The organism is Gilliamella sp. B3892 (assembly GCF_026536305.1).
In the GTDB taxonomy this organism is placed as follows: domain Bacteria; phylum Pseudomonadota; class Gammaproteobacteria; order Enterobacterales; family Orbaceae; genus Gilliamella.
The window spans coordinates 241,951-267,307 of sequence record NZ_JAFNOK010000001.1 but is presented as its reverse complement, the minus strand read 5'-3'; the positions used below and the strand labels follow the sequence as shown (position 1 = coordinate 267,307).

Annotated in this window: 21 protein-coding genes and 2 CRISPR repeat arrays; of the genes, 12 read left to right on the top strand and 9 right to left on the bottom strand. The window is 37.0% G+C overall.

Annotated features, from left to right (window positions below; genetic code table 11):
* Positions 1–2: 2 nt before the first annotated feature.
* Complete coding sequence (locus tag J3U74_RS01160) at positions 3–941, bottom strand: DMT family transporter (RefSeq protein ID WP_267329595.1); 939 nt, start codon at positions 939–941, stop codon at positions 3–5.
* Between the two features lie 474 nt (positions 942–1,415).
* Positions 1,416–1,923: direct repeats of the CRISPR family, unit length 28 nt; unit sequence TTTCTAAACGGCTTATGCAGCCGTGAAG.
* A 266-nt stretch (positions 1,924–2,189) separates the two neighbouring features.
* Here J3U74_RS01160 and J3U74_RS01155 point away from each other — a divergent pair.
* The 6 genes from J3U74_RS01155 (at position 2,190) to J3U74_RS01130 (ending at position 8,138) form a co-directional block, all read left to right on the top strand.
* A complete protein-coding gene (locus J3U74_RS01155) occupies positions 2,190–2,393 on the top strand; it encodes a hypothetical protein (RefSeq protein WP_267395932.1) in 204 nt (67 codons plus the stop codon).
* Positions 2,394–2,553: 160 nt separating this feature from the next.
* Positions 2,554–2,942: direct repeats of the CRISPR family, unit length 28 nt; unit sequence TTTCTAAACGGCTTATGCAGCCGTGAAG.
* Between the two features lie 267 nt (positions 2,943–3,209).
* Positions 3,210–3,350, top strand: coding sequence for a hypothetical protein (locus J3U74_RS01150; protein ID WP_267395931.1), 141 nt, complete (start codon positions 3,210–3,212; stop codon positions 3,348–3,350).
* Positions 3,351–4,038: 688 nt separating this feature from the next.
* The gene (locus J3U74_RS01145) at positions 4,039–4,179 is read left to right on the top strand and encodes a hypothetical protein (RefSeq protein WP_267346887.1); all 141 of its coding nucleotides are present in this window, start codon (positions 4,039–4,041) and stop codon (positions 4,177–4,179) included.
* 388 nt (positions 4,180–4,567) lie between these two features.
* The gene (locus tag J3U74_RS01140; protein ID WP_267329975.1) at positions 4,568–5,692 is read left to right on the top strand and encodes a glycosyltransferase family 4 protein; all 1,125 of its coding nucleotides are present in this window, start codon (positions 4,568–4,570) and stop codon (positions 5,690–5,692) included.
* Complete coding sequence (rfaP, locus tag J3U74_RS01135) at positions 5,685–6,488, top strand: lipopolysaccharide core heptose(I) kinase RfaP (protein ID WP_267329974.1); 804 nt, start codon at positions 5,685–5,687, stop codon at positions 6,486–6,488. The genes J3U74_RS01140 and rfaP overlap by 8 nt, the downstream gene beginning before the upstream one ends.
* Positions 6,489–6,503: 15 nt before the next feature.
* Positions 6,504–8,138, top strand: coding sequence for a DUF2813 domain-containing protein (locus J3U74_RS01130; protein WP_267329973.1), 1,635 nt, complete (start codon positions 6,504–6,506; stop codon positions 8,136–8,138).
* A 137-nt stretch (positions 8,139–8,275) separates the two neighbouring features.
* On the opposite strand, the gene ettA is transcribed toward J3U74_RS01130, so the two are convergent.
* Positions 8,276–9,943: an energy-dependent translational throttle protein EttA gene (gene ettA, locus J3U74_RS01125; protein WP_267329972.1), complete on the bottom strand. Its 1,668-nt coding sequence runs from the start codon at positions 9,941–9,943 to the stop codon at positions 8,276–8,278.
* A 232-nt stretch (positions 9,944–10,175) separates the two neighbouring features.
* On the opposite strand from ettA, the gene J3U74_RS01120 reads away from it, so the two are divergent.
* Positions 10,176–11,027: a hypothetical protein gene (locus J3U74_RS01120; RefSeq protein WP_267329971.1), complete on the top strand. Its 852-nt coding sequence runs from the start codon at positions 10,176–10,178 to the stop codon at positions 11,025–11,027.
* 53 nt (positions 11,028–11,080) lie between these two features.
* Here the strand turns inward: J3U74_RS01120 and nfsB are convergent, their stop codons facing one another.
* Positions 11,081–11,725 (bottom strand): oxygen-insensitive NAD(P)H nitroreductase, encoded by a 645-nt coding sequence (nfsB, locus tag J3U74_RS01115; RefSeq protein ID WP_220217952.1) that lies wholly within the window; start codon positions 11,723–11,725, stop codon positions 11,081–11,083.
* A gap of 461 nt (positions 11,726–12,186) precedes the next feature.
* Here nfsB and leuA point away from each other — a divergent pair, with 461 nt between their 5' ends.
* The 5 genes from leuA to J3U74_RS01090 all read left to right on the top strand — a co-directional run bounded on the left by leuA (position 12,187) and on the right by J3U74_RS01090 (position 18,334).
* A complete protein-coding gene (gene leuA / locus J3U74_RS01110; RefSeq protein WP_267329970.1) occupies positions 12,187–13,734 on the top strand; it encodes a 2-isopropylmalate synthase in 1,548 nt (515 codons plus the stop codon).
* Between the two features lie 70 nt (positions 13,735–13,804).
* Positions 13,805–14,887, top strand: a complete 1,083-nt coding sequence (leuB, locus tag J3U74_RS01105) for a 3-isopropylmalate dehydrogenase (RefSeq protein ID WP_267329969.1) — start codon at positions 13,805–13,807, stop codon at positions 14,885–14,887.
* Positions 14,888–15,030: 143 nt separating this feature from the next.
* Positions 15,031–16,431 (top strand): 3-isopropylmalate dehydratase large subunit, encoded by a 1,401-nt coding sequence (leuC, locus tag J3U74_RS01100; RefSeq protein WP_267329968.1) that lies wholly within the window; start codon positions 15,031–15,033, stop codon positions 16,429–16,431.
* Positions 16,432–16,442: 11 nt separating this feature from the next.
* Entirely contained in the window at positions 16,443–17,045 is a 603-nt protein-coding gene (gene leuD, locus J3U74_RS01095) for a 3-isopropylmalate dehydratase small subunit (protein ID WP_220217956.1), read from the top strand.
* Between the two features lie 173 nt (positions 17,046–17,218).
* The gene (locus J3U74_RS01090; protein ID WP_267329967.1) at positions 17,219–18,334 is read left to right on the top strand and encodes a hypothetical protein; all 1,116 of its coding nucleotides are present in this window, start codon (positions 17,219–17,221) and stop codon (positions 18,332–18,334) included.
* A 112-nt stretch (positions 18,335–18,446) separates the two neighbouring features.
* Here the strand turns inward: J3U74_RS01090 and J3U74_RS01085 are convergent, their stop codons facing one another.
* The 6 genes from J3U74_RS01085 to J3U74_RS01060 all read right to left on the bottom strand — a co-directional run bounded on the left by J3U74_RS01085 (position 18,447) and on the right by J3U74_RS01060 (position 25,241).
* The gene (locus J3U74_RS01085; protein WP_416379795.1) at positions 18,447–19,862 is read right to left on the bottom strand and encodes an RNA polymerase factor sigma-54; all 1,416 of its coding nucleotides are present in this window, start codon (positions 19,860–19,862) and stop codon (positions 18,447–18,449) included.
* On the bottom strand, positions 19,862–20,587 hold the full coding sequence (gene lptB, locus J3U74_RS01080) for an LPS export ABC transporter ATP-binding protein (RefSeq protein WP_220217959.1): 726 nt from the start codon (positions 20,585–20,587) through the stop codon (positions 19,862–19,864). The genes J3U74_RS01085 and lptB overlap by 1 nt, the downstream gene beginning before the upstream one ends.
* A gap of 1 nt (position 20,588) precedes the next feature.
* A complete protein-coding gene (gene lptA / locus J3U74_RS01075; RefSeq protein WP_267329965.1) occupies positions 20,589–21,143 on the bottom strand; it encodes a lipopolysaccharide transport periplasmic protein LptA in 555 nt (184 codons plus the stop codon).
* A gap of 3 nt (positions 21,144–21,146) precedes the next feature.
* Entirely contained in the window at positions 21,147–21,713 is a 567-nt protein-coding gene (gene lptC, locus J3U74_RS01070; protein ID WP_220217961.1) for an LPS export ABC transporter periplasmic protein LptC, read from the bottom strand.
* A gap of 82 nt (positions 21,714–21,795) precedes the next feature.
* On the bottom strand, positions 21,796–22,074 hold the full coding sequence (gene yccX / locus J3U74_RS01065; RefSeq protein ID WP_220217962.1) for an acylphosphatase: 279 nt from the start codon (positions 22,072–22,074) through the stop codon (positions 21,796–21,798).
* Positions 22,075–22,310: 236 nt separating this feature from the next.
* Positions 22,311–25,241 (bottom strand): filamentous hemagglutinin N-terminal domain-containing protein, encoded by a 2,931-nt coding sequence (locus J3U74_RS01060; protein ID WP_267329964.1) that lies wholly within the window; start codon positions 25,239–25,241, stop codon positions 22,311–22,313.
* Positions 25,242–25,357: the final 116 nt, after the last annotated feature.

Genomic DNA, 25,357 nt, shown 5'->3' with positions numbered 1-25,357 from the left:
ATTTATTGATTATCTCTATTTTTATCGCTCTTTACCCACTTTTTAAAAACATTGACAGGTAATTTTGTTATAGCAAAACCACACAACATAATGATTGTACAAATAATGAAATTAGTTGAAATGATTTTATGCTCATAAATCGATGAAATAAAAATAGCGACAACTGGGAAAATAATGAAAATAAATGACAATACTACCGGACTCATTCGTTTTAATAAAAAGAAATAAGCAATAAAGCCAAATACTGAGGCAAAAATACCGAGATAAATTAATGCTAACCAGCTATTTAACGAGATAGTTTGAAAATTATTCTCTTCAAAAGAAAAACTCAACAAACAAAGTGCGATACCCGCAACGCCTATTGGCAGTGTGTTGAAGGTAAAGACATTTATACCTTCGCCAGCTTTTTTGGAGTAAACATATAAAAAACCATGCATCAATGCCGCTAAAAGTATTGATATTACGCCCCAAAAATCGCTATAGGAAAGAATAAAACCTTCAGAGATTAAAATGTACATCAAACATAAAAATCCCACTATAATACCTATAACCTGATTTATATATATTTTATCTTTTAAGATTATCTTAGCGAAAATAATTGAAAAAATCGGCATTGTGCTAAATAACAATGACGTTAAACCTGACGATACATATTGTTCACCAAAACTAATCAAATAATAAGGAATGGTAAAATAAAATAACGTTAAAAGTAGAAAAAAATGGAATGATTTTCGAGGAAACAATATTGGTGATTTAGCAACAATTGTAATTAATACTAAAAAAGGAAATGCAATAACAAAACGCAAACCAGCAGCTAAAAGTGGATTAACCGTTTCAACAGCAATTTTTATCCCAATCCATGTTGTTCCCCATGTAAAACACACAATCAGAAAGAGAAATAAAATAACATATTTGTTATTAAAAAAAATTTCCTTATTCATACTAATCTTCACTTATCCATTAATAAACACTAAGCTCGATAATATAATATAAAATAGATGTTTATGTCAGCTTATAAACATATTGAATAGTTGAATTATATCCGTAATGATAATCTCAGCGATGAATTAAGTTTGTAGTAAAACGCTTTGTAAGGTACTGCGTGGGGGGAGTATAGGAAGATTTCGCTCAATATACACCTAACTCGGACTCTGACATCGTAATAAAAAAACCACCAAACCCACAGCGCTCGAAATCTGCGGGCTAAAAACCTACAACTTTCAATTAAGGTATAAAACCTTGTCAAGAAGTTTCAGAAAATATAGATGTTTAAGCAAAAAATAAAGTTTTGCCAAAAACTTTCAGAAAACACCTACGTTTTAGTATAAAAACAAAAGTTTTGGATATTTTAAAAATATCCTAACCCCTTATGTAGCCGTAAATATGCTAGATAAAGCTTTTGGTAAGGATTCTGATTTCTAAACGGCTTATGCAGCCATGAAGACGAGCCACAGTTCAGCATGTAATAATCATTTTTTCTAAACGGCTTATGCAGCCGTGAAGATCGGATTGTTAATATAAATATGGTTAAGCTATTTCTAAACGGCTTATGCAGCCGTGAAGTCGGCGGTTCAGGCGTAACTGCAGGCTGTGCATTTCTAAACGGCTTATGCAGCCGTGAAGGATCATCTGCTTGTTTACCACAACAAACACAATTTCTAAACGGCTTATGCAGCCGTGAAGATCGGCACAAACTCGAACTTTGTTCAATTTGTTTTCTAAACGGCTTATGCAGCCGTGAAGTAACCAGCGTTATAAAATGCTGGGTAACGGTTTTTCTAAACGGCTTATGCAGCCGTGAAGATGAATTAGCCAAATACCCGTTTGCAGACAGTTTTCTAAACGGCTTATGCAGCCGTGAAGCCGAAAATGGCGAGCAAACGGTCGAAGCTGTTTTTCTAAACGGCTTATGCAGCCGTGAAGTAGAATCTTACATACTATAAACATCGTTTATAAAAACACAAAGGGCAATTTTAGGTTTAAAAACCCTTTTTTTTAACGCTTTTGCAATATATTGATTTTTAATGGTTTTATTTTTAGCTTAAAAAAAGGGTTAAAAAGTTTGTATTTTAAACTCCATTGCTATTTCTAAACGACTTACCATTAACTTTCTCAAAAACAAACAAGTGCACCAGATTGCGCCTTCACAAAGCGCCGACAACTGAGCGAGGTTAGCACGCCAAACAGGGATGTTTGGCGAGGCGCTGCTTTGTCCGGAACAAATCAGCGCCGGTGCGTTAAAACCGAACGAAGGCGGAGGGCAGTCGAAGACCGCTTTGGGTGGTGCTGCAAGGGGGTTATTAGGGGGATTTCGCATAAAATCCCCCTATTCGGACGCTGACATCGTAATGAAAATATCAACCAATTACCAGCGTCCGAAACCTACGAACTAAAAACCCGCAACTTTCAATTAAAGTATAAAACCTTGTCAAGAACTTTCAGAAAACACCTACGTTTCAGTATAAAAACAAAAGTTTTAGATATTTCAAAAAGATCCTAAACCCCTTATGCAGTTGTAAGGGAGTTGCTCCAGCGTGAGAGAAGGTGTGGGCATTTCTAAAACGGCTTATGCAGCCGTGAAGCATCAGTGATGCATTTTCAAGCACTGTGGAATTTTCTAAACGGCTTATGCAGCCGTGAAGGATTTGCTCGATAGCGAAGTTGCTGCTGAGCATTTCTAAACGGCTTATGCAGCCGTGAAGCTTAAAGATGTTTGCATTACGTTAGAAGCAAATTTCTAAACGGCTTATGCAGCCGTGAAGTGAACATTGCTCCGACAATTGAAATACGCCCATTTCTAAACGGCTTATGCAGCCGTGAAGTCGATAAAGTTAACAATTTCATCATGGGGCAATTTCTAAACGGCTTATGCAGCCGTGAAGTTGCGGTTGCCGTTGGCAGCAACTGAGCGCGGTTTCTAAACGGCTTATGCAGCCGTGAAGTAGAATCTTACATACTATAAACATCGTTTAGAAAAACACAAAGGGCAATTTTAGGTTTAAAAACCCTTTTTTCTAACGCTCCCGCAATATATTGATTTTTAATGTTTTTATTTTTAGCTAAAAAAAAGGGTTTATAAAATTTGTATTTTGAACTCCACTACTATTTTTAAACGACTTACTATTACCTTTCCCAAAAACAAACAAATGCACCAACCCGCACCTTCACAAAGCGCCGACAACTGAGTGAGGTTAGCACGCCAAACAGGGATGTTTGGCGAGGCGCTGCTTTGTCCGGAACAAATCAGCGCCGGTGCGTCAAGACCGAACGAAGGCGGAGGGCAGTCGAAGACCGCTTTGGGTGGTGCTGCGAGGGGGTTATTAGGGGGATTTCGCACCAAATCCCCCTAATTCGGACGCTAACACCGTATTGAAAATATCGACTAATTAACAGCGTCCGAAACCTGCGGATTAAAAACCCGCAACTTGCAAAGAAAGTAAAAACCTTGTCAAAAACTTTCAGAAAATATAGGTGTTTAAGCAAAAAACACAAACTATTGTCAAAAAGTTTCAGAAAACACCCATGTTTTAGTATAAAAACAATAGTTTTAGATATTTCAAAAATATCCTAAACCACTTATGTAGCCGTAAATATGCTAGATAAAGCTTTTGGTAAGGGTTCTGATTTTTAAACGGCTTATGCAGCTTTAAAGGTTTCGTCGTTGGAGGATTGATTGTCGTTGGTTTTCTAAACAGCTTATGCAGCTTTAAAGAAACTGATGTCAATGACGGCGATATAAAAGCCTTTCTAAACAGCTTATGCAGCTTTAAAGTAGAATCTCACATACTATAAACATCGTTTATAAAAACACAAAGAGCAATTTTAGGTTTAAAAACCCTTTTTTCTAACGCTCCCGCAATATATTGATTTTTAATGTTTTTATTTTTAGCTAAAAAAAGGGTTTAAAAAGTTTGTATTTTAAACTCCACGACTATTTCTAAACGACTTACCATTAACTTTCTCAAAAACAAACAAGTGCGCCAACCCGCACCTTCACAAAGCGCCGACAACTGAGAGAGGTCAGCACGCCAAACAGGGATGTTTGGCGAGGCGCTGCTTTGTCCGGAACAAATCAGCGCCGGTGCGTCAAGACCGAACGAAGGCGGAGGGCAGTCGAAGACCGCTTTGGGTGGTGCTGCGAGGGGGTTATTAGGGGGATTACGCACAAAATCCCCCTAATTCGGACGCTAACACCGAAAAGAAAATATCGACCAATTAACAGCGTCCGAAACCTGCGGATTAAAAACCCGCAATTTACAAAGAAAGTAAAAACCTTGTCAAGAACTTTCAGAAAATACAGGTGTTTAAGCAAAAAACACAAACCCTTGTCAAAAAGTTTCAGAAAATCCCCATGTTTCAGTATAAAAACAAAAATTTAAGATATTTTTAAAATATCCAAATCTCCCTAATTCAGATGCAGACACCAAAATGAAAATATCAACCAATTAACAGTGTCCGAAACCTACAAACCAAAAACCTACAACTTCCAATAAAAGATCAAATCTATTTTTTGTACCTTGCGCAGCAACAAGTATATAATACTCCTTTCACACTTGAGGCAATGTGCATGCAACTAGCTTTTTGTATCTATAAATATTTTCCTTACGGCGGTTTGCAACGTGATTTCTTGCAAATTGCCCGAGCTTGTCACGCTAAAGGGCATAAAGTTCGTGTTTATGTTATGCAGTGGCAAGGCGATAAACCGACTGAGTTTGACATTATTTTAGTCCCGAAAAAGGGGCTATCAAATCATAGCCGTAATCTAGCTTATTACCATTGGGTCAAAGATCATCTACAGACACATTCGGTTGATTGTGTCGTTGGCTTTAATAAAATGCCGGGGTTAGATGTCTATTTTGCCGGCGATACGTGTTTTGCCGAGAAAGTCTCCCACAAAGGCTTTTTTTATAGATTGTCTAAACGCTGTAAACACTATTTGGCATTTGAAGATGCGGTATTTAATCCGCAGCATGACACCAAAATTATGGTGCTAACAAAGCAACAAATTACCGATTTTGAAAAATATTACCATACTCAAGCATCAAGATTTGTTTTACTGCCACCCGGTATTGCAAAAGATCGGCAATATCATATTGATTCACCCATTAAACGCCAGCAATTTAGGCAAGCCAATCACATTGCTCAAGATGCTTTTGTGATTGTACAAATTGGTTCTGACTTTAAACGAAAAGGCGTTGATCGCACATTAATTGCGATTGCCGCTTTGCCCGAAGCGTTAAAAAAACAGGTGTGCTATTTGGTTGTCGGGCAAGATAAACCCGATAATTACCAAAAAATGGCGAAACAGTTGGGTATTTTTAATCAAGTCCGTTTTTTCTCAGGGCGGGATGATATCCCCGATTTTCTCTTTAGCGCAGATCTACTACTGCACCCAGCTCGACAAGAAGCCGCTGGTATGGTTTTAATCGAGGCTCTAGCTGCTGGTGTGCCGGTGATTGTAACCGGGATAGCCGGTTATGCTTATCATATTACAGATGCAAATGCAGGTGTGGTACTTAGTGAGCCTTTTGATCAATCAGAATTAAATAGCACACTGGAAAATGCTATCACTAATCAAGCACAGCGAGCTGCATGGCATCATAATGCGATTGAATATGGGCAAAACGCCGATTTATATCACCTTGATGAGCGTGCTGCCGATATTATATTAGGTTGTCATCATTATGAATGAAATTATACTCAAATCGCCTTTTGAGAATTTATGGAAAGGCAAAGATCCGTTTAGCGAAGTTGAGCAGATTTCCGGTGAAGTTTATCGGGCGGTTAAACAGCGTAAAACGTTAAATTTTAAACTTGATGATGAATCTTACTTTATTAAAATTCACCGTGGCATAACGGTAAAAGAGATCGTCAAAAATTTATTGTCCTTGAGATTACCGGTGTTAGACGCCAAACAAGAATGGACAGCCATTCACCGTTTAGCGCAAGCGGGAGTAAATACCATGGACGGGCGTGCTTTTGGTCGTAAGGGGTTAAACCCACTAACACGGCACTCGTTTATTATTACCAAAGATCTTAACCCGACAGTGAGTTTAGAGGATTTTACTCGCTCTTGGTTAACCACGCCACCTAGCTATCATCTAAAACGTTCTTTAATCATCTATCTGGCAAAAATGACCGCCAAAATGCATGCCGCTGGGGTCAATCACCGTGATTGTTATTTATGCCATTTTTTATTGGATTTACCGTTATTTGAACATCATCAGCAAATTAAATTATCCGTCATTGATCTGCATCGGGCGCAAACCCGAAAACAAGTGCCAACCCGTTGGCGTGATAAAGATTTGATTGGGCTGTATTTTTCATCGACCAAAATCGGGTTAACTAAACGTGATATTTGGCTATTTTTAAAAACTTATTTCAATAAACCATTAAAAACGATTTTGCATGATGAACATAAACTGTTAACAACCGCGGAAAAAAAATCAGCGCGGATTGCAAAACGAACTGAAAAATATCAGCTTTAATAATAAGGAAATCCTATGTTTATTGAACAAATTGAGATTACCGGATTTAGAGGGATTAGTCAGTTATCTTTAACATTTAATCCGGAATCAAGTGTGCTTATTGGTGAAAACCGTTGGGGAAGATCGAGCTTAATTAGCGCTTTAAAGTTGTTATCACTCGATAACAAATTTTATCAATTTGTCGATAGCGATTTTTATCATGATAGAGATGAAAACTATGGCGATAAGATCAGTATTGTCGTCACTTATTGCGAATCATATTCAACTGAGCTCGACAGTGAAGTGTATGCCCGCTTACGCCCAATGGCTTCGCCAAACGAATCGGATCATTTATACCGCCTTTGTTACCAAATTAGCGCTGACAAACAAGATAATGGTATTTTCACTCAGCATCGATTAATCGACCCACACGGCAAGGCATTATCAACAGAACAATCGCAACCATTAATTGCGATTTTAATTAGCCTTAATCCGGTCATGGCGCTGAAAAACTCGATAAATACGGATAATTTACCGATCAACAATCAACCTTTGTCACAATACTATATCGAGCAACTGTCCAATCAGTTAAAAACCCATAGTGCGCAATTGAGTCAAGATGAATTAAGTCGTGGGCTTAATGCTGCTCGGGCGTTATTAGAGTACTATTTTGCCGATTATCAGCATCGTTATCATTACAAACAAGCCAATAAACAAGCCAGTCCACGTATTGAGGACTGGAACTCGCTTGAGCGGATCAACAATATTTTAGATGATCTTGATAACAGCTATTTGCGCAGTGCGTTATTAGGCATATTTGGCTCGATTATTGATGCCAAAGGCAATAATCCTTTGTCACAAAGTGCCGTGCCGATTTTGATACTGGAAGAGCCGGAAAGCCAACTTCATCCTATTATTTTAGCAGTCGGGTTTCGTTTACTTAAAAACTTACCGACGCAAAAGATTATTACCTCTAATTCAAGTGATTTAGTCGCATTATTCCCACTAGAAAATATTTATCGATTGATTCGTATGCCCGATCAAATCGTGACAAAATATATTCCACCTAAATCATTGAGTGTTGATGATAGCCGACGAATTATGTTCCATATTTTTTATCGTCGAGCCAGTGCTATATTTGCCCGTAGTTGGTTATTAGTTGAAGGTGAAACCGAAGTTTGGTTGTTGCGAGAATTAGCCGAGCAAAGTGGCTATCACTTAAGCTCTGAAGGGGTACAATTTATTGAGTTTGCTCAGTGTGGCTTAAAACCGCTGATTAAATATGCCAATAAAATGGGCATCCATTGGTATGTCATCACCGACGGCGATATGGCGGGTAAAAAGTATGCCGATATTGTTAAATCACTGGCACCGCCTGATAAAGATCCGAGTGATTACCTAACAGTCTTACCGGCGCGGGATATTGAGAATTTTCTATTTAAACATGGCTTTAGTCATGTTTATAAACTCGCTGCTTACAATACTGTGCAACATATTGATATGTCAGTACCAAAAATCATTCAAAAAGCAATTCATCGACGTTCAAAACCCGATTTAGCCATAGCGGTTTGTGATGATGCTAAGTCACGGGGAGTGGGTGCCATTCCTCGTTTATTGATTGATACTTTTGCTAAAATTGTAAAATCTTCAATGGAATTAGTGTCAAAATAAGGCAGGATTAATCGGAAATTTAACCTTAATCGGTTAGGTTTGAATTGAGTTTATAAGTTATCTTAACTCAATGTAAAATAGCTTGAACATGCAGGAGTTCCCGCCGTCTGTCACGGCGGGAATTATTATCATCAGCGCTATTTTGTGATTCTTTTGTATTTGGCACGCTTCGGCTCTACTGCTTCTGCGCCTAAAGTGCGTTTTTTCCACTCTTCATATTCGGTAAAGTTACCTTCAAAGAACTCAACATGCCCTTCGTCTTGGTAATCGAGAATATGGGTTGCAATGCGGTCTAAGAACCAACGGTCATGCGAAATAACTAATGCACAGCCCGGAAACTCTAATAACGCATTTTCCAGCGCACGTAAAGTTTCGACATCAAGGTCATTGGTCGGTTCATCGAGTAATAGTACATTACCACCAACTTGAAGTAATTTAGCTAAATGCACCCGACCACGTTCACCACCGGATAGCTCACCAACTCTTTTTTGTTGATCGACGCCTTTAAAATTAAAGCGACCAACATAGGCACGGCTTGGGATTTCAAAATTACCAATACGCATAATATCTTGTCCGTTGGATATTTCGTCCCACACGGTCTTTTTATCATCCATACTGTCACGGAACTGATCGACCGATGCCAATTGCACGGTATCTCCTAACGTAATTGTACCGCTATCGGGTTGCTCTTTGCCTGATAGCATTCTAAATAGTGTTGATTTACCGGCACCATTTGGACCAATAATCCCGACAATTGCGCCTTTAGGAATACTAAATGAGAGATTATCGATCAATACCCGATCACCATATGACTTAGTTAAGTTATTCACTTCGATCACTTTATCGCCTAAACGTGGTCCAGGTGGAATAAATAGTTCATTGGTTTCATTACGTTTTTGGTAATCGTTGCTATTAAGCTCTTCAAAGCGAGCTAAACGGGCTTTGCTTTTTGCTTGACGCCCTTTCGGATTTTGACGTACCCATTCAAGCTCTTTTTCAATCGACTTACGGCGAGCGGATTCGGTTGCCGCTTCTTGCGCTAATCGCTGATCTTTCTGTTCAAGCCAAGAAGAGTAATTACCTTCCCATGGAATACCTTCACCACGGTCTAGCTCTAAAATCCAACCAGCAACATTGTCTAAGAAGTAACGGTCATGGGTTACAGCGACCACCGTGCCTTCATAGTCATGTAAAAAGCGTTCTAACCATGCGACAGATTCAGCATCTAAATGGTTAGTTGGTTCGTCAATTAATAACATGTCCGGTTTTTCCAGCAATAACTGACAAATAGCAACACGACGGCGTTCACCACCGGATAAATTTTCGATTTTTGCATCCCAATCCGGTAGACGCAAGGCGTCAGCTGCTCGCTCTAGTTGGTTATCTAAATTATGCGCATCTTGCGATTGTATGATTGCTTCAAGTTCAGCTTGTTCTTTGGCTAATTTGTCAAAATCAGCATCTGGATCAGCATAAGCCGCATACACTTCATCTAAACGAGCCAAAGCTTTTTTGGCATCACCAACGGCTTGCTCAATAGCTTCACGTACAGTTTGCTTAGGATCAAGTTTAGGTTCTTGCGGTAAATAACCTATTTTTATGTCCGGCTGTGGACGAGCTTCACCTTCAATTTCGGTATCCACTCCAGCCATAATTCGTAGTAATGTCGATTTACCTGCCCCATTTAAGCCAAGAACACCAATTTTGGCACCGGGGAAAAAACTTAATGAGATATCTTTTAAAATATAACGTTTAGGAGGAACAATCTTCCCAACACGATTCATGGTATAAACATATTGCGCCATAAAACATCATCCGTTTGTTAAATTAATCATAGCTAAGTTAATTTTACTTGCTATAAAAGTCATGCCGTATATTGTAACGTTTCTGTCAATGGGGTCTAGGGTTATTTGTCGAATTGATTAGATTTATTCACTGTCGGTTTTGTTTTTTACATGCAATTTAATCGGTTTCATATATAATCAATAACCTATTAAATTGACAGTATGAGTGATAAAGACCATTTTAGGAGCAAGTATGAGTAACATCACCGTTCATTGCCATATTGATCGACAATATTTAGTCGATACTTATTACGCGCTGCAAGGTTGTTTGGATGATAATTTTACACAAAAATTAGATGATTCAATTGCTGATAATATGCGTAATTTTACCTTCACCTTCGATAATGAAAAAATAGTACGGCTAAATAACGATAAGAACGAAGTCAGTACTTTCTATTACTCAGATCTGTATCAAATACATGAAGCTAAAACTGGGTTATTTTTTTTTAGTAATAAGATTATTTTTGAATTTGTTCGTTATGATCTGTTTCAACCGGATGAGTTAGCGCGCCTAAAAGATTATCTGGCGCCTTATTTGAGCAAAAACCAAGAATCCAAAATAGCAATGATTAATTATCAATTTGACTGTCAACGTGTATATGCGTTTATTTGTCATCAATTTCGAAATTCAAGAAAAAGGATGTTTATTTTATCTACTATCCTTTTATTTTTGAGTTTGTTGCTATTTCCAAAAAATCCTACTTTATCAGTACTAATTTTCATACTGCCTATTTTATTACTTACCTTATTTTTGGCTAATTTTAAAAAACAATCAAAAAAGCAGGTTTTAACATTGAATGAACGCTTTGGCAGTATGACCTGTATTTTTTATGATGATCATCTAACATTCAATTACAAAAAAACAGTTGGATCTTTTAATATTAACTATGCTGAATTTCATAAAATAGATAAAACATCAAAAGGTTATGTGTTTTTCATACAAGAGAGTTCGGGGTATTACTTTTTTTATAACGAGTTTAGTTTAGAACAACAACAAGCGCTGGAAGAGAAACTGAAACACTATAGCAATTATTCACAGAAGTAATACCATACCCTTATTACTCATCCCACCTAATACGAGGTGGGATGTTAATCAGATTATAAAAAGGTGAAGATTTGATCTTTCGGCAGACGTGATTTTGGACGATGCGCATTACCATCATCTTGAGCACGGTAACCTAATGTTGCAACCACAATGCTTTTCAATCCTTTGCTTTTAAGATCTAAGATTTCATCCATTTTAGCAGAATCGTAACCCTCTATTGCGGTAGAATCAACACCAATTGCCGCAGCGGCAAAAAGCAATTGCCCCAATGCAATATAGGCTTGTTTACCTTCCCAGCACTGTTGTGATTCAGGTGTTTTGCTATTTAGATTTACAAAATAACGTCGTCCCTGATCTTGAGACGCCTTTAATTCCGCCGAAGGCAAACGGCCATCTTTCTCTTCTTGATTAAGGAGATTAACTAAATGGGCTTCATCCAATGGGGTTTTAATACAAAAAACAATAGTATGTGATGAGCCGGTGACACGTGGTTGATTAAAATCAGCTATTGCCGGCAAAATTTTATTTTTGGCTGCTTCATTATCAATGACATAAAAATGCCACGGTTGAGAGTTAACCGATGATGGACTGTTTCTTAGTACGGTTAACAGTTGTTCTATCACATCTGCCGGGATTTTTTTAGTTGGATCATAATGTTTAGTTGTATAGCGTTTTTGCGAAATATCAACAATATTCATCGTTATGCCCTCGTTAGCATTGATAAGTTATCGATTAATTATAGTAAGAATATACCTTAGCTCAACTTATTAATCTAATAGATTTACTATTACTCATAATAGTCAATTGAAAAAGCAGTTCTACACTAATGACATCTCTTTTTTATTATTCATGATTTTAACAAAATAGCGACAACATGAGTAAATAATCGTTGACATAACAAACATCATTTGGTAAAAATATCAACAATTAAATCTGTAGTGTTAACTGGAATTAGAGTTTTTATGTTTACTAAATTTTTATCTCTCGACCTCAGCCTCCTCCTCGCATCAATTTGCGCGGATAGCTTGTGTGTGGAGTAAATAAGTAATTTAGTAAACAACTCGACAAAATAAACAAGAACCCGCGCAAAAGTGCGGGTTTTTTGTTTTCATAACTTGAAATACCGAGATAGCGCCAAAATATTAATAAGGAATAAACAATGAGCGATCAAGTCATTATTTTTGATACCACATTACGTGATGGTGAACAAGCTTTACAAGCAAGTTTAAGTGTCAAAGAAAAACTACAAATAGCGCTAGCTTTAGAAAGAATGCGTGTGGATGTAATGGAAGTTGGTTTTCCAATCTCATCACCGGGCGATTTCGAATCAGTCCAAACGATTGCTAAAACGATTAAAGATAGCCGGGTTTGTGCGTTATCTCGCTGTATAAATAAAGATATTGATGTTGCAGCTGAAGCGTTAAAGGTTGCTGACCAATTTCGTATTCATACTTTTATGGCAACATCAACCTTACATGTACAAGATAAATTAAAAATGACATTTGATGATGTCGTTGATAGGGCTGTGCACTGTATTAAACGTGCACGTAATTATACTAATGATGTGGAGTTTTCTTGTGAAGATGCAGGCCGTACCCCAATTGATAACCTATGTCGAATTGTTGAAGCAGCGATTAAAGCCGGGGCAAGTACGATCAATATCCCGGATACTGTCGGTTATACTGTTCCTTATCAATTTGGTGGCATTATTCATACCTTATTTGAACGTGTCCCGAACATTGATAAAGCGATTATCTCTGTTCATTGTCATGATGACTTGGGCATGTCGGTGGCTAACTCGATTAGCGCGATTCAAGAAGGTGCTCGTCAAATTGAAGGGGCGATGAATGGATTAGGTGAACGTGCAGGAAATACCGCTTTAGAAGAAGTGATTATGGCGATCAAAGTGCGCCAAAATATCTTAAATGTTCACACCAATATCAATCATCAGGAAATTTATCGTACCAGTCAAATTGTCAGCCAAATTACCAATATGCCAATACCGGCGAATAAAGCCGTTATTGGCAGTAATGCATTTGCCCACTCCTCTGGGATCCATCAAGATGGCATCCTAAAAAATCGTGAAACTTATGAAATTATGACGCCCGAGTCGATCGGTTTAAATCAGATCCAATTAAACCTAACTTCCCGCTCCGGTCGAGCAGCGGTAAAACATCGCTTAGAGGAGTTAGGTTATCAGGATAATGATTATAACTTAGATCAAGTCTATGAAGCGTTTTTAGCGCTGGCAGACAAAAAAGGACAAGTGTTTGATTACGATCTAGAAGCCTTAATTTTTATTAATCAAATAAAAGATGAAAAAGAGCATTATGTTTTAGACTATTTTAATGTTCAATCCGGCTCGACGGTCGTTTCAACCGCATCGGTCAGTTTAATCATCGGCGATCAAAAATTTTCAGATGCAGCTACCGGTAATGGTCCGGTTGATGCAGTGTATCAAGCCATTAACCGCATCACTGGCGAGCCAATTTCAATTATTAAATATCAATTAGCTTCAAAAGGTCAAGGCGAGAACGCTTTAGGTCAAGTTGATATTGTGGCTGATTATAAAGGCCGTAAATTTCATGGTGTAGGGCTGGCAACCGATATTGTTCATTCATCAGCTTTAGCATTAATAAATGTATTAAATAATGTCTATAGAGCAAATCAAGTTGCGCAAGAAAAACAAAAACTACATCATGATTAATAACCGAATATTGTTTTGTTCATCGGGAACAAAATAGCAAAATTAAATTAGATTGTTAAGGAATAAGAATATGTCACAAAACTACCATATTGCAGTTTTACCGGGTGATGGGATTGGACCAGAAGTGATGAAACAAGCCTATAAAGTGCTTGAAGTGATTCGCCAAAAATATCAGCTTGCTATCACCACCAGTGAGTATGATGTCGGCGGTGCAGCTATCGATGTTCATGGTTGCCCGTTACCTAAAGAGACGCTCGAAGGTTGTGAAAAGGCTGATGCGATTCTATTTGGCTCTGTCGGTGGTCCGAAATGGAGCCACTTAGCACCCGATGCGCAACCGGAACGAGGCGCACTATTACCACTTCGCAAACACTTTAAATTATTCGCCAACTTGCGCCCTGCTCGCTTATATCAAGGTTTAGAAGAGCTTTGCCCATTGCGTGCAGATATTGCCTCGCGTGGTTTTGATATCTTATGTATGCGTGAATTAACCGGCGGTATCTATTTTGGCTTGCCAAAAGGTCGAGAAGGCAGCGGTGCACAAGAGCGAGCATTTGACACTGAAGTGTATCACCGTTTTGAAATCGAACGTATTGCCAAAATGGGCTTTGAAGCCGCTCGTTTGCGTCGCAAAAAAGTGACCTCAGTTGATAAAGCTAATGTGTTGCAAACCTCAATTTTATGGCGTGAAGTAGTTAGTCAAGTCGCAAAAGATTATCCGGATGTAGCGCTTGAACATATGTATATTGATAATGCCACTATGCAACTGGTTAAAGATCCTTCCCAATTTGATGTCATTTTATGTTCAAATTTATTCGGCGATATTTTATCTGATGAATGCGCCATGATCACCGGTTCAATGGGAATGTTACCTTCGGCAAGCCTTAACGAACAAGGCTTTGGTCTTTATGAGCCGGCTGGTGGCAGTGCACCGGATATCGCCGGTAAAAATATCGCAAATCCAGCAGCGCAAATTTTATCTTTGGCGTTATTAGTTCGTTATAGCTTAAAACGAGACGATATTGCTAACGCTATTGAAACAGCAGTAAATCAGGCATTAGAAAAAGGTTATCGTACAGCAGATCTTGCCCGTAATGTGCAACCTATATCGACTGATGAAATGGGCGATATTATCTGTAAATTTATTTCGTAAACCGTTTTATGTGACCAAGTTGTGTAATTTTGATAGTTGGCAATCGGCCTTAAATACGCAATGTTGGTCACCTTAATCTAAGTAAATTAATACGATAAAACTATGTTTTAAGTACCGGTAGTGACAATAACAAGGAATATGCAATGTCGAAAACACTGTATCAAAAAATATATGATGCACACGTCGTTTACCAAGCGCCGAACGAAACACCGATTTTATATATCGATCGTCATTTAGTGCATGAAGTGACGTCCCCACAAGCTTTTGACGGTTTACGTGCCATGAATCGTAAAGTACGTCAGCCTCACAAAACGTTTGCCACCATGGATCATAACACTTCAACCAAAAGTAATGATTTAGATGCTTGTAGTGAAATGGCTCGCATTCAGTTAACCGAATTGGCAAAAAATGCCGAAGAGTTTGGCGTCTCCCTATATGGATTACAAAGCCCATTACGTGGTATTGTGCACGTGGTAGGACCAGAACAAGGTATGACTCTACCCGGTATGACAATTGTTTGTGGCGATTCACATACTGCAACTCATGGCGCATTTGGCGCACTTGCTTTTGGTATCGGCACATCGGAAGTGGAACATGTATTAGCTACCCAAACGTTAAAACAGGGGCGAGCTAAAACCATGAAAATTGAAGTTAAAGGTCAGGTTGCCGACGGCATTACCGCTAAAGATATCATTTTAGCGATTATTGGTAAAACAACCAGTGCTGGCGGTACCGGACATGTGGTTGAGTTTTGCGGTGAAGCCATTAAATCTTTATCAATGGAAGGCCGAATGACATTATGTAATATGGCAATTGAAATGGGCGCTAAAGCCGGTTTGATTGCACCAGATGAAGTCACATTTGAATACTTAAAAGGTCGCCAATTCTCACCAAAAGGGGAGGATTTTGATAAAGCGGTGGCTTATTGGAAAACCTTAAAAACTGATGAAGGGGCGCATTTTGACAGTGTTGTTACCCTTGAAGGCAAAGACATTGCCCCACAAGTGACATGGGGAACAAATCCCGGTCAAGTTACATCGATTGATGCAACGGTACCAAATCCTGATGATTTTGCTGACCCAATTGAAAAACATTCGGCGCAGCGTGCTTTAACCTATATGGGATTATCTGCCGGTACTAAGATGAGTGATATTAAGATCAATAAAGTCTTTATTGGATCATGTACCAATTCACGTATAGAAGATTTGCGTGCAGCAGCCAAAATTGCTAAGGGGCGTAAAGTCGCCGAAGGCGTACAAGCACTAGTCGTTCCGGGTTCCGGCCCAGTAAAACAACAAGCGGAAGCGGAAGGGTTAGATAAAATTTTTATTGATGCCGGTTTTGAATGGCGATTACCGGGCTGCTCAATGTGTCTGGCGATGAATGATGACAAATTAGCACCGGGCGATCGCTGTGCCTCTACCAGTAATCGTAATTTTGAAGGACGACAAGGTCGTGATGCTCGCACCCATTTAGTCAGTCCGGCCATGGCTGCCGCTGCTGCCATTACCGGGCATTTTACTGATATTCGCAAACCATTTTAAGGAGACTGGTCATGGCTAAATTTACAAAACATACAGGACTGGTCGTTCCTTTAGATGCGGCTAATGTTGATACCGATGCCATTATCCCAAAACAATTTTTACAAAAAGTGACTCGCACCGGCTTTGGTAAACACGCTTTTCATGAATGGCGTTTTTTAGATGACTTAGGCGAACAACCTAACCCCGATTTCGTTTTAAATAAGCCCCGTTATAAAGGCGCCAGTATTTTATTAGCACGTGAAAATTTTGGTTGCGGTTCATCTCGTGAGCATGCACCATGGGCGTTAGCAGATTATGGGTTTAAAACGATTATAGGATCGAGTTTTGCCGATATTTTTTATAACAACTCGTTTAACAATCAATTATTGTTAGTCAATCTTTCAGAGGAAGACATTGATGAACTTTTTAAAATTGTTGAAGCCAATGAAGGGATCGAATTTACAATCGATCTGGTTAACGAAGTTGTGATTGCAGGCGATAAACAATATCCATTTAAAATTGATGCGTTTAAACGCCATTGTTTGTTAAATGGATTAGATAATATTGGTTTAACGCTACAACATGAAGATGCCATTAGTGCATTTGAACATAACATCCCCTCTTTTTTAGCATAAGTGCTTAATTAAGATATCATCGCTTACTATTATTTAAGCGATGATATCTCACCTTTTTCCACATCAGTTCTTCAGTTTTACTTCTATCTGATAACCACTTCAAGATATACTACCACCACTGACTTTTAGATCAGAAAAATACCAATATTAACTGTTTATAAGGAATAAGGAACATGCTACAAACTTTACAATTTCTATGGAATGATATCCAATACATATCAATTCCTATTGTTCTTCTGTTTCTCATTATTTTCATTATCTATTTGATACAGCGAAAAGGAAAAGTGGAATACAAAACGCAACTTGTTGAAATTCCGTCGTTAAACCAAAAAGTCATTATTGCCCAATCAAAATTCTTTCAGAAACAAACGAATAAACAAGATTCAATTTTTAAAAAACATTTTTATATCGGTAAAACGCTTAATATTGAAGGCGAAATGCTGACAATCAGTAGAGTAAACAAGATTGCTCAGTTGCAAGAAAACAAGATAGTGTATAAATACATTGTCTACTTTAAAAGATATGAGAATATTGAGTGTCAAAATACAATTCACATTCAACGTCATCCAATCATTAGTAAAGTTGTTATTGACAATCAAACAATTCAACTAATGAAGCATGATCAGAGCATTGAAAATCTTACTTTGTGTAATATTGAATATAATCATACTTATAACAGCATTTGCTTAATACAAAAAACAATCAATCAAGAATCAGATCGCTATAAATTAACCAAAGAGTGTTTTGATCATTTAGCTGATTATCAATATATTGAAGCAATGTTAGATAAGTATGCCAGACGGAATGAATCTGTCGATTTAGAACCAAAGAAAAAAGGGTGGGCAGATTTAGATGACAATGGCGGTCTTTATTTTATGAGGAATTGGCCAGCCTGGATAAGATGGTTATGTGTTTTACCTGGTTTTATAATTGGCTGTGTAATCGGTTTTTTGAGCGCTTCAATATTCTTTTATATTATTGCTAACCTAACACATACGCAAAGTAACCCAATAACAATATCTTTAAAAGCCATTTTAGGCTTAATGTTATCCTGTGGATTAGCTGTTTCAGTAGCGTCTTGTGTCGCTCCTGGTTATCGTTATTTAACCAGTATCCTATTCTCTTATTTGATAATGATATTACTGCTAATCTCAATCTATATACTTATTAATTTATTTGAAGCGGAATATGATATAGGTTTGATAATAGTTGGGGTTATATCGGCGATATTTGCTCTACTAATAGTAATAAATAATTACAAAAAATATAACAATAAAATATCACGATGACTGAATTTGATTAAACAATCTAGCGATCATTTTAAATGGTTTATAGGTTGTACTTATCACTTGCAAGTATAGCTATCACTCATAAAGTGATAGCTAAAAATAAATGATATCATTAAAGTTGTTTACGTTGACTGGACGGTGGAATGGATAATGCTTCACGATATTTGGCAACAGTTCGGCGTGCAATAATAATACCCTGCTCTTGAAGAATCGAGACCAGTTTACTATCGCTCAATGGTTTTTTACTATCTTCTGCCGAAATGTATTTTTTTATTAAAGCCCGAATTGCCGTTGATGAGGCTTCCCCACCTGATTGAGTATTAACATGGCTGGAAAAAAAGAATTTAAGTTCAAATATTCCGCTTGGACATTGCAAATATTTTTGCGTAGTAACACGGGAAATTGTCGATTCATGCATATCAATTGCCAACGCCACATCCGATAAAATCATCGGTTTCATATATTCCTGTCCATATTCAAAAAAAGCTTGTTGATGCTCAACAATAAATTGGCTGACTTTTAATAAAGTTTCATTACGATTTTCAATACTTTTTATAAACCAATTAGCATCTTGCAAATGTGACCGTATATATTGACTATCACTTTCACTGCTTACTTTTTCCATTGCGGCATATTGCTGGTTTATGCGTAAAGACGGTACGGTTTCGTTGTTTAAATCAACAACCCATTTACCTTCGCTTTTTTTCACTATCACATCCGGTATAACATAATCTGGCGGCGTCGTGTTGACCGAATCACCGGGGTAAGGGTGTAAGTGTTGAATAAAATTCACCGCTTCTTTTAATTGCTCATCACTGGCATTTAACACCTTTTTAAGGGTTCGATAATCCCGTGTGGCCAACAAGTCCAAATAGTTATCAATGATTTGTTTTACTAATGGTGGGGTCGCTAAATGCTGAATTTGAATGGCTAAGCATTCTTGTAAAGTTCTGGCGCCAACACCAATAGGATCGAAATTCCAGATCCGCTTTAGCACAGCCTCAACCTCATCAAGTTCAATCTCGTCGTTGCCTTGCTCTTCTAAAATTTCTTCAGCGGAAACCGTTAAATATCCTCGGTCATCAATCGCTTCAATAATCGAGGTTGCAATAGCTCTATCTGTGTCACTAAATGGGGTTAAATCAAGTTGCCAATTTAAATAGTCATGTAATGTTTCGTGAGTTTCACCTTGGTATATCGGTAATTCATCGCTACGATAATCCGAGTTAGTGCCGGAGGGCGTTCCGGCAGTATAAATATCCTCGTAGGAAGCATCAAGCGGAATATCTTCCGGGATCTGTTCACTATCTAAAGCTTCTCTGGTATCGATATTTTCGTTTAACTCTGCTGACTCTACGTTAATTTCATCATATTGATCATCAACTTCAAGTAATGGATTATTTTCAAGTGCAGTTTGAATCTCTTGCCTTAATTCTAAAGTTGACAACTGTAACATCCGAATTGCTAATTGCAACTGTGGGGTCATCGATAATTGTTGAGAGACTTTCAGTTGTAAACCAGTTTTCATCATAATCTAAATTCATGCCCTAAGTATACGCGTTTGACATACTCGTTACTTAAAATACTATCTGGCGTACCTTCAGCAATCAAATGTCCTTTATTGACAATATAAGCTCGTTCACAAACATCAAGTGTTTCACGTACGTTATGATCAGTAATTAACACTCCTAAGCCGCGATCACGCAAATGCTTAATAATATTTTTAATATCGATAACTGAAATCGGATCAACGCCGGCAAAAGGCTCGTCAAGCAAGATAAATTTTGGGTTAGCTGCTAACGCTCGAGCAATTTCAACCCGGCGACGTTCACCACCGGATAAGGATTGTCCGATACTGTCTCGAATGTGGGTGATATGAAACTCTTCAAGTAACTCTTCTGCCCGATCGATTTTTTCATTTTTATCGATATCATTGCGGGTTTCCAAAATGGCCATGATATTATCTATAACTGAGAGTTTTCTAAATATGGAGGCTTCTTGAGGCAAGTAGCCAATTCCTTTTTTAGCTCGTTCATGCAAAGGTAAAATACTAATATCATGGTCATCAAGATAAATTTTACCTGCATTTAACGTCACAATCCCCACTACCATGTAAAAAGTGGTGGTTTTACCGGCACCATTTGGCCCTAATAAGCCAACAATTTCACCTGAATTAACTGTCAGACTCACATCTTCGACAACACGTCGTTTTTTATAAACTTTTGCTAGATTAACCGCTCTTAATATTGACATATTATTTATTCATCCCTTTTACTTGGCTTGGGATTATAGTAGTTTTTACTCTATTATTTTTACCGGGCTCAGCTACTATCACTTGTTTGTTAACATCATAGGAAATAATAGAACTTTTTATATGATTGTCTTGCTGAATAATTTCGGCATCACCTTGTAAAACAACACTATTTTCTTTTACATTATAGATAATTTGATTAGAATGCCCGGTAACAATTCGGTTATTTTTCGGTAATATTTGTTTAAAGTTAACCGGATTACCGTAACCGGTAATTTTTTGTTTTGAGGTATCTTGCATATCAGTAATGGTGACTCTGTCAGCATTTATGGTTAAACCGTCTTGAACAATGCGAACATTACCACTAAATGTCAGAATATTTTTTTCAATATCAATTTGCTGATTATCAGCATCAATCGTAATAGGCTTGTTGGCAACAAATACTTTTTGATCATCTTTATTAACAGACGTTTGATTTTCGGATTCAACAGCCATAGATCCAAAAGAAACAAATAAAATTAAAAATAGTGAAGAAATAATCTGTTTTTGCGATCTCATGTTTTATTCGGCCTCAGTATGGTAATAGGTTTTGACATTCTCAAGTATTTTAGCTGTTTTTGCCTGCAAATCACCAGCCAACCCTAGCCCGGTTGAATAATATCCAACCCCTTTGATCGTTATTGGGTCTTTTGAGGTGACAAGTTGAGTTGTTAAATCAATAACAGCATTATCAGTTAGTACTTTCTGTAATTGCGCATCAGGTGTTAAGTTAGTTAATTGAACATCGCGATACAGATAGATTTTTTTATCATTAGTTAATGCTGCTCTTTGAGCAGTAATATGCCATGTAGCAGAATTTTCTTGATCATAAAGCGTAACATTGGGCAAATCAAATTCTGTCACTTCAGATGAGTCAAAGTGTTTAACCTTACCCGATTCTATTTTATAGACAATTTCACCCTCTAAATTGTAAACATTGGTTACCATGTTATCACTCTGATAAATTGGCGTGTCAGATAAATTTGCAGTAGATTGCAAAACTTTAGTTTCATCACCTTTCTGGTAATTATAATAAACTCCGATAACCACAATCAGAAGCAATAAACAGATTATATTTTTTTTATTCATGGCATAAGTTAATCACACAAAGAAGATAAATCAGTTTTCGAAACATCTACAATTGGCTTATTTTACTTTATTTTTCACTAAATTAATATCGGACATTAAAAGAAGTTAAATCATTGAGTGATATTAATTCATCTATATTTATATTCCCTATCCGTGCAGAACGTGGTCCGCCACAGTTAAGCCATTGTATTAACTTTGCTATCTGGGTGGTATCCCCTTGCGCAATAATTTCGACATCACCATTATCTAGATTTTTAACATAACCAACTAAACCAAGTTTTTTGGCTTGTTGATAGGTACAGAATCGAAATCCGACGCCTTGAACTCTACCGCTTACTTGTAATTTAATTTGTTTTATCATGATATCGCCACTGCATCTACGTTTAATAAAAAAGTTAACCACTGTTAAGTAGATTGTAAAACTAAAATCAATCTCAATCTAATAAAATAGTGCTAGTGTTTGAAGGTGAAATTATTGAAAAGTTAGTTTCGCTAAATGGATAAAAAAGATCCTAGTTTATTGCATTATGGTTCATGCAAACAGACTAGGATCTTACGATTATTTAATTAAAATTACTAAATAAAAATTTATTAAAATTAATTGGTTGGATTAGATAAATAAACAATATTACCTTTTATGTCACCTTTATTTGTAAACTTCGCCACGTTGAGTGTAACAGTCTCAGTGTCAACTTTACCTGGCTCTCGGTTAAAAAAACTGTCACCAGTTACCCTTAAATGTTTAACAGATTTTAACAAGCCATCATTAATAATATCATGAGCTTTCATATTGATTGCATGACCGGTTTGAATTAAACCATCATTTTGGATGATACCACCTGAAAAATCAGCTTGCCAACCTGCCGTAATTATACCTCGCTTCGCATTTTTGAATTTATTTGACTTAACAGTTAATAGGTAGTCAGAATTAAGTTTACCAATATTTACTGCGTTTGTTTCGTCAATTAGTAGCTCATTTTTAGCATTAGCTGAGCCATAATTCATGAATTTATTACCTGTAAGTTTGATATCAAAACCTTCTAGGGTACCAAACCAGTTATTAATAAAGTAATCGCTCTTCACTAGAATTCTATCAGTACCAGTCATTTGACCGTCATTACTTGCTCTATCAGTTTCAATATCAATCACTTTACTCTTCATAACACCATCAACCATACCTTCTCGACCTCTGTTATAGAATTCTTTGCGAGCTTTGATTTCAATCAAATTAGGCGCTTTCATTATTCCAAAATTATCGACAATATCTGCATCAATTTTAAGCGTACCAAGGCTTTCGATTGATGAACCATATCCATTTGATAAGTTGATGCCTTTTAGATTGAAGGCACTATTGGTGAACAGATTCTTCCAATTGACAACCTGTTTAATATTAACTGTCAAATTGTGATCCGAAAATATAGCGCCTTCGTTATGCAGACTTTCTCCGGTCAAAGTGGCATATGTATCTGCGAATATACTTCCATCAGCGCCATTTTCAACACTATAAACGTCAGATTCGAAGTAACCTCGTGATTTAATCTTACCGTAATTAATCAAATTAATACCTTTGATAGTTTCACCTTTTACAGCGTTATGCGAACCCACATTTTTTGATTCAGAAACATCAATATTAATATAATCTGCTATCAAACCAGCTTCTATTTCATTATTAAAGATATCACCAGTCAGATTCATCGTATTATCAGCAGATATAGATTTAATATTAGTCAATTTTTTAAATTTCATATTTAAACTATCATTTGCATGAATGAACAAATAATTCTCAAAATTATCTGCTAAAATATCCATATCTTTGGCTATCATTTGTCCATTTTCCCAACGATTAATAAATTGATATGATTTGATTGACATTTTATTGCCACTCGAAAGTATGCTAAGATTTAACACATCCTTAATATCAATATTTAAATTATTTTTCGCTGAGATTGTACCCTGATTATTAAACACGTTACCCAGCAAGTCGATATCATTAGCCTCTACAGTACCTCTACCACCATCAATATTTTCAAAATTATCAGAAACAATATTTACTTTATTGTCTGCTTTGATTTTAGCATAGTTCTTAAACGTAGCAGATTTAATATCGATATCTTTTGCAACTATATTACCATTTTCCCAACGATTAACTAAATCCTTAGCAATTATTGATATTTTATTGCCAGCAAATAACTGTCTATAATTTTCGGTATTTTCTGCCTCAATAGTCAATAGATTTTTAGCATTAACACTACCTTCATTTCGGAATTTTATACCTTTTAAATAAACATTTTCACTTTCGACTAAAGCAGGTTCAAAACTATTAAAAAACTCTTTGGCTAAAATAGAGACTTGTTTGCCGGCAATCATTTTACCTTGGTTTGATAATTTTTGAACATCAAATTTAATCTCATTATCAGCATACAACTCACCGGTATTTCTTGACGAATATGTTTTAACTTGAATATTTTTGGCTTTAGCTGTACCACCCAAACCGTTAGTAAAATTGTTACCTTGTGATGAAATTGTTTGCCCCGCTTCAATTAAACCATCGTTGCCTGTCCAGTCACCTGAGTTAAAATTAATATCCTCTCTTGTTTTAATAATTCCACTCTTATTATTTTTAATCTCATTTTTACTAGCAAAAGAAGCGCTGCCTTTTCGGCTACTGATATAATTTTGGTTTTCAACACCACTACTTACACTTTTTATAACTATATCGCCAGCTGCGTCAATTGAGCCTTGATTAAGTATTTGTCCTTCTGCAGAAATATTGACTTCACCAGCATTAGTCCAAATTTTTCCATTATTACGCACACCAACACCAAGCTCAGTACCTACCATTTTGATTTTATTGGCATACATTCCACCTAGCGCTGAGACATCAACGCCGAATTCTGGCTTACCGGAAACCGAATCAGCACCTTGTTTTTCGATTTTGCTTAAATCAGCACTGACTTTATTTTTACCAGTGACAACATTTAATTGATTATCAGTCCATAACTCAGCATTAATCGATACACTACGAGAGATAAGATCGGTGTAATCTTGACCAGATGCTCGGTAACCTTTACCATTGATTTCAATTTTACCACCTTGAACATCATAACCTTTCAGACTACCATTTTCGATTATTGGTTTACCAGTAGTTAACGTAGCACGGTCAGCGTTGATGAAACCACAACCATTACAGGTGATACCTGCTGTATTTGCGATAACAACTTGTGCTTTTTGACCGGCAACTTCAACATAGCCTTGTAATTGAGACGGATTTTTAGAGTTAACTTCATTAAGAATAATTTTTGCACTATTGGTTAATGATTGGTTACCATTTATTGCTCCACCTAATTGAGTATTTGAACCATTACGAGAGTTATTAAGGATTACCCCTTCTTTTGAAACATCAAATTGGTTAAATTTGTTATGCGATACACCACCACTAGTTGGTGAGGCAATATCAATTTGTGTAGCACCATTACCTAATTGATGAACGTTTGGACGTTGATTTTGGCTTGCATTTTTATCCACCACAATATTTGACGCATAGCTTGTTCCGGCTACACTCACCAGACCTAAAGCAACATACGATAAGAATACTAATGGCTTTAATGCACTAGTTTTATTCTTACCAGCTAAGTCATTTTGTG

Excerpts from the sequence above, each read along its gene's own strand:
- J3U74_RS01160 (WP_267329595.1), bottom strand. The coding sequence starts at position 941 with ATGAATAAGGAAATTTTTTTTAATAACAAATATGTTATTTTATTTCTC.
- J3U74_RS01155 (WP_267395932.1), top strand. The coding sequence starts at position 2,190 with ATGTTTGGCGAGGCGCTGCTTTGTCCGGAACAAATCAGCGCCGGTGCG.
- J3U74_RS01150 (WP_267395931.1), top strand. The coding sequence starts at position 3,210 with ATGTTTGGCGAGGCGCTGCTTTGTCCGGAACAAATCAGCGCCGGTGCG.
- J3U74_RS01145 (WP_267346887.1), top strand. The coding sequence starts at position 4,039 with ATGTTTGGCGAGGCGCTGCTTTGTCCGGAACAAATCAGCGCCGGTGCG.
- J3U74_RS01140 (WP_267329975.1), top strand. The coding sequence starts at position 4,568 with ATGCAACTAGCTTTTTGTATCTATAAATATTTTCCTTACGGCGGTTTG.
- rfaP (WP_267329974.1), top strand. The coding sequence starts at position 5,685 with ATGAATGAAATTATACTCAAATCGCCTTTTGAGAATTTATGGAAAGGC.
- J3U74_RS01130 (WP_267329973.1), top strand. The coding sequence starts at position 6,504 with ATGTTTATTGAACAAATTGAGATTACCGGATTTAGAGGGATTAGTCAG.
- ettA (WP_267329972.1), bottom strand. The coding sequence starts at position 9,943 with ATGGCGCAATATGTTTATACCATGAATCGTGTTGGGAAGATTGTTCCT.
- J3U74_RS01120 (WP_267329971.1), top strand. The coding sequence starts at position 10,176 with ATGAGTAACATCACCGTTCATTGCCATATTGATCGACAATATTTAGTC.
- nfsB (WP_220217952.1), bottom strand. The coding sequence starts at position 11,725 with ATGAATATTGTTGATATTTCGCAAAAACGCTATACAACTAAACATTAT.
- leuA (WP_267329970.1), top strand. The coding sequence starts at position 12,187 with ATGAGCGATCAAGTCATTATTTTTGATACCACATTACGTGATGGTGAA.
- leuB (WP_267329969.1), top strand. The coding sequence starts at position 13,805 with ATGTCACAAAACTACCATATTGCAGTTTTACCGGGTGATGGGATTGGA.
- leuC (WP_267329968.1), top strand. The coding sequence starts at position 15,031 with ATGTCGAAAACACTGTATCAAAAAATATATGATGCACACGTCGTTTAC.
- leuD (WP_220217956.1), top strand. The coding sequence starts at position 16,443 with ATGGCTAAATTTACAAAACATACAGGACTGGTCGTTCCTTTAGATGCG.
- J3U74_RS01090 (WP_267329967.1), top strand. The coding sequence starts at position 17,219 with ATGCTACAAACTTTACAATTTCTATGGAATGATATCCAATACATATCA.
- J3U74_RS01085 (WP_416379795.1), bottom strand. The coding sequence starts at position 19,862 with ATGAAAACTGGTTTACAACTGAAAGTCTCTCAACAATTATCGATGACC.
- lptB (WP_220217959.1), bottom strand. The coding sequence starts at position 20,587 with ATGTCAATATTAAGAGCGGTTAATCTAGCAAAAGTTTATAAAAAACGA.
- lptA (WP_267329965.1), bottom strand. The coding sequence starts at position 21,143 with ATGAGATCGCAAAAACAGATTATTTCTTCACTATTTTTAATTTTATTT.
- lptC (WP_220217961.1), bottom strand. The coding sequence starts at position 21,713 with ATGAATAAAAAAAATATAATCTGTTTATTGCTTCTGATTGTGGTTATC.
- yccX (WP_220217962.1), bottom strand. The coding sequence starts at position 22,074 with ATGATAAAACAAATTAAATTACAAGTAAGCGGTAGAGTTCAAGGCGTC.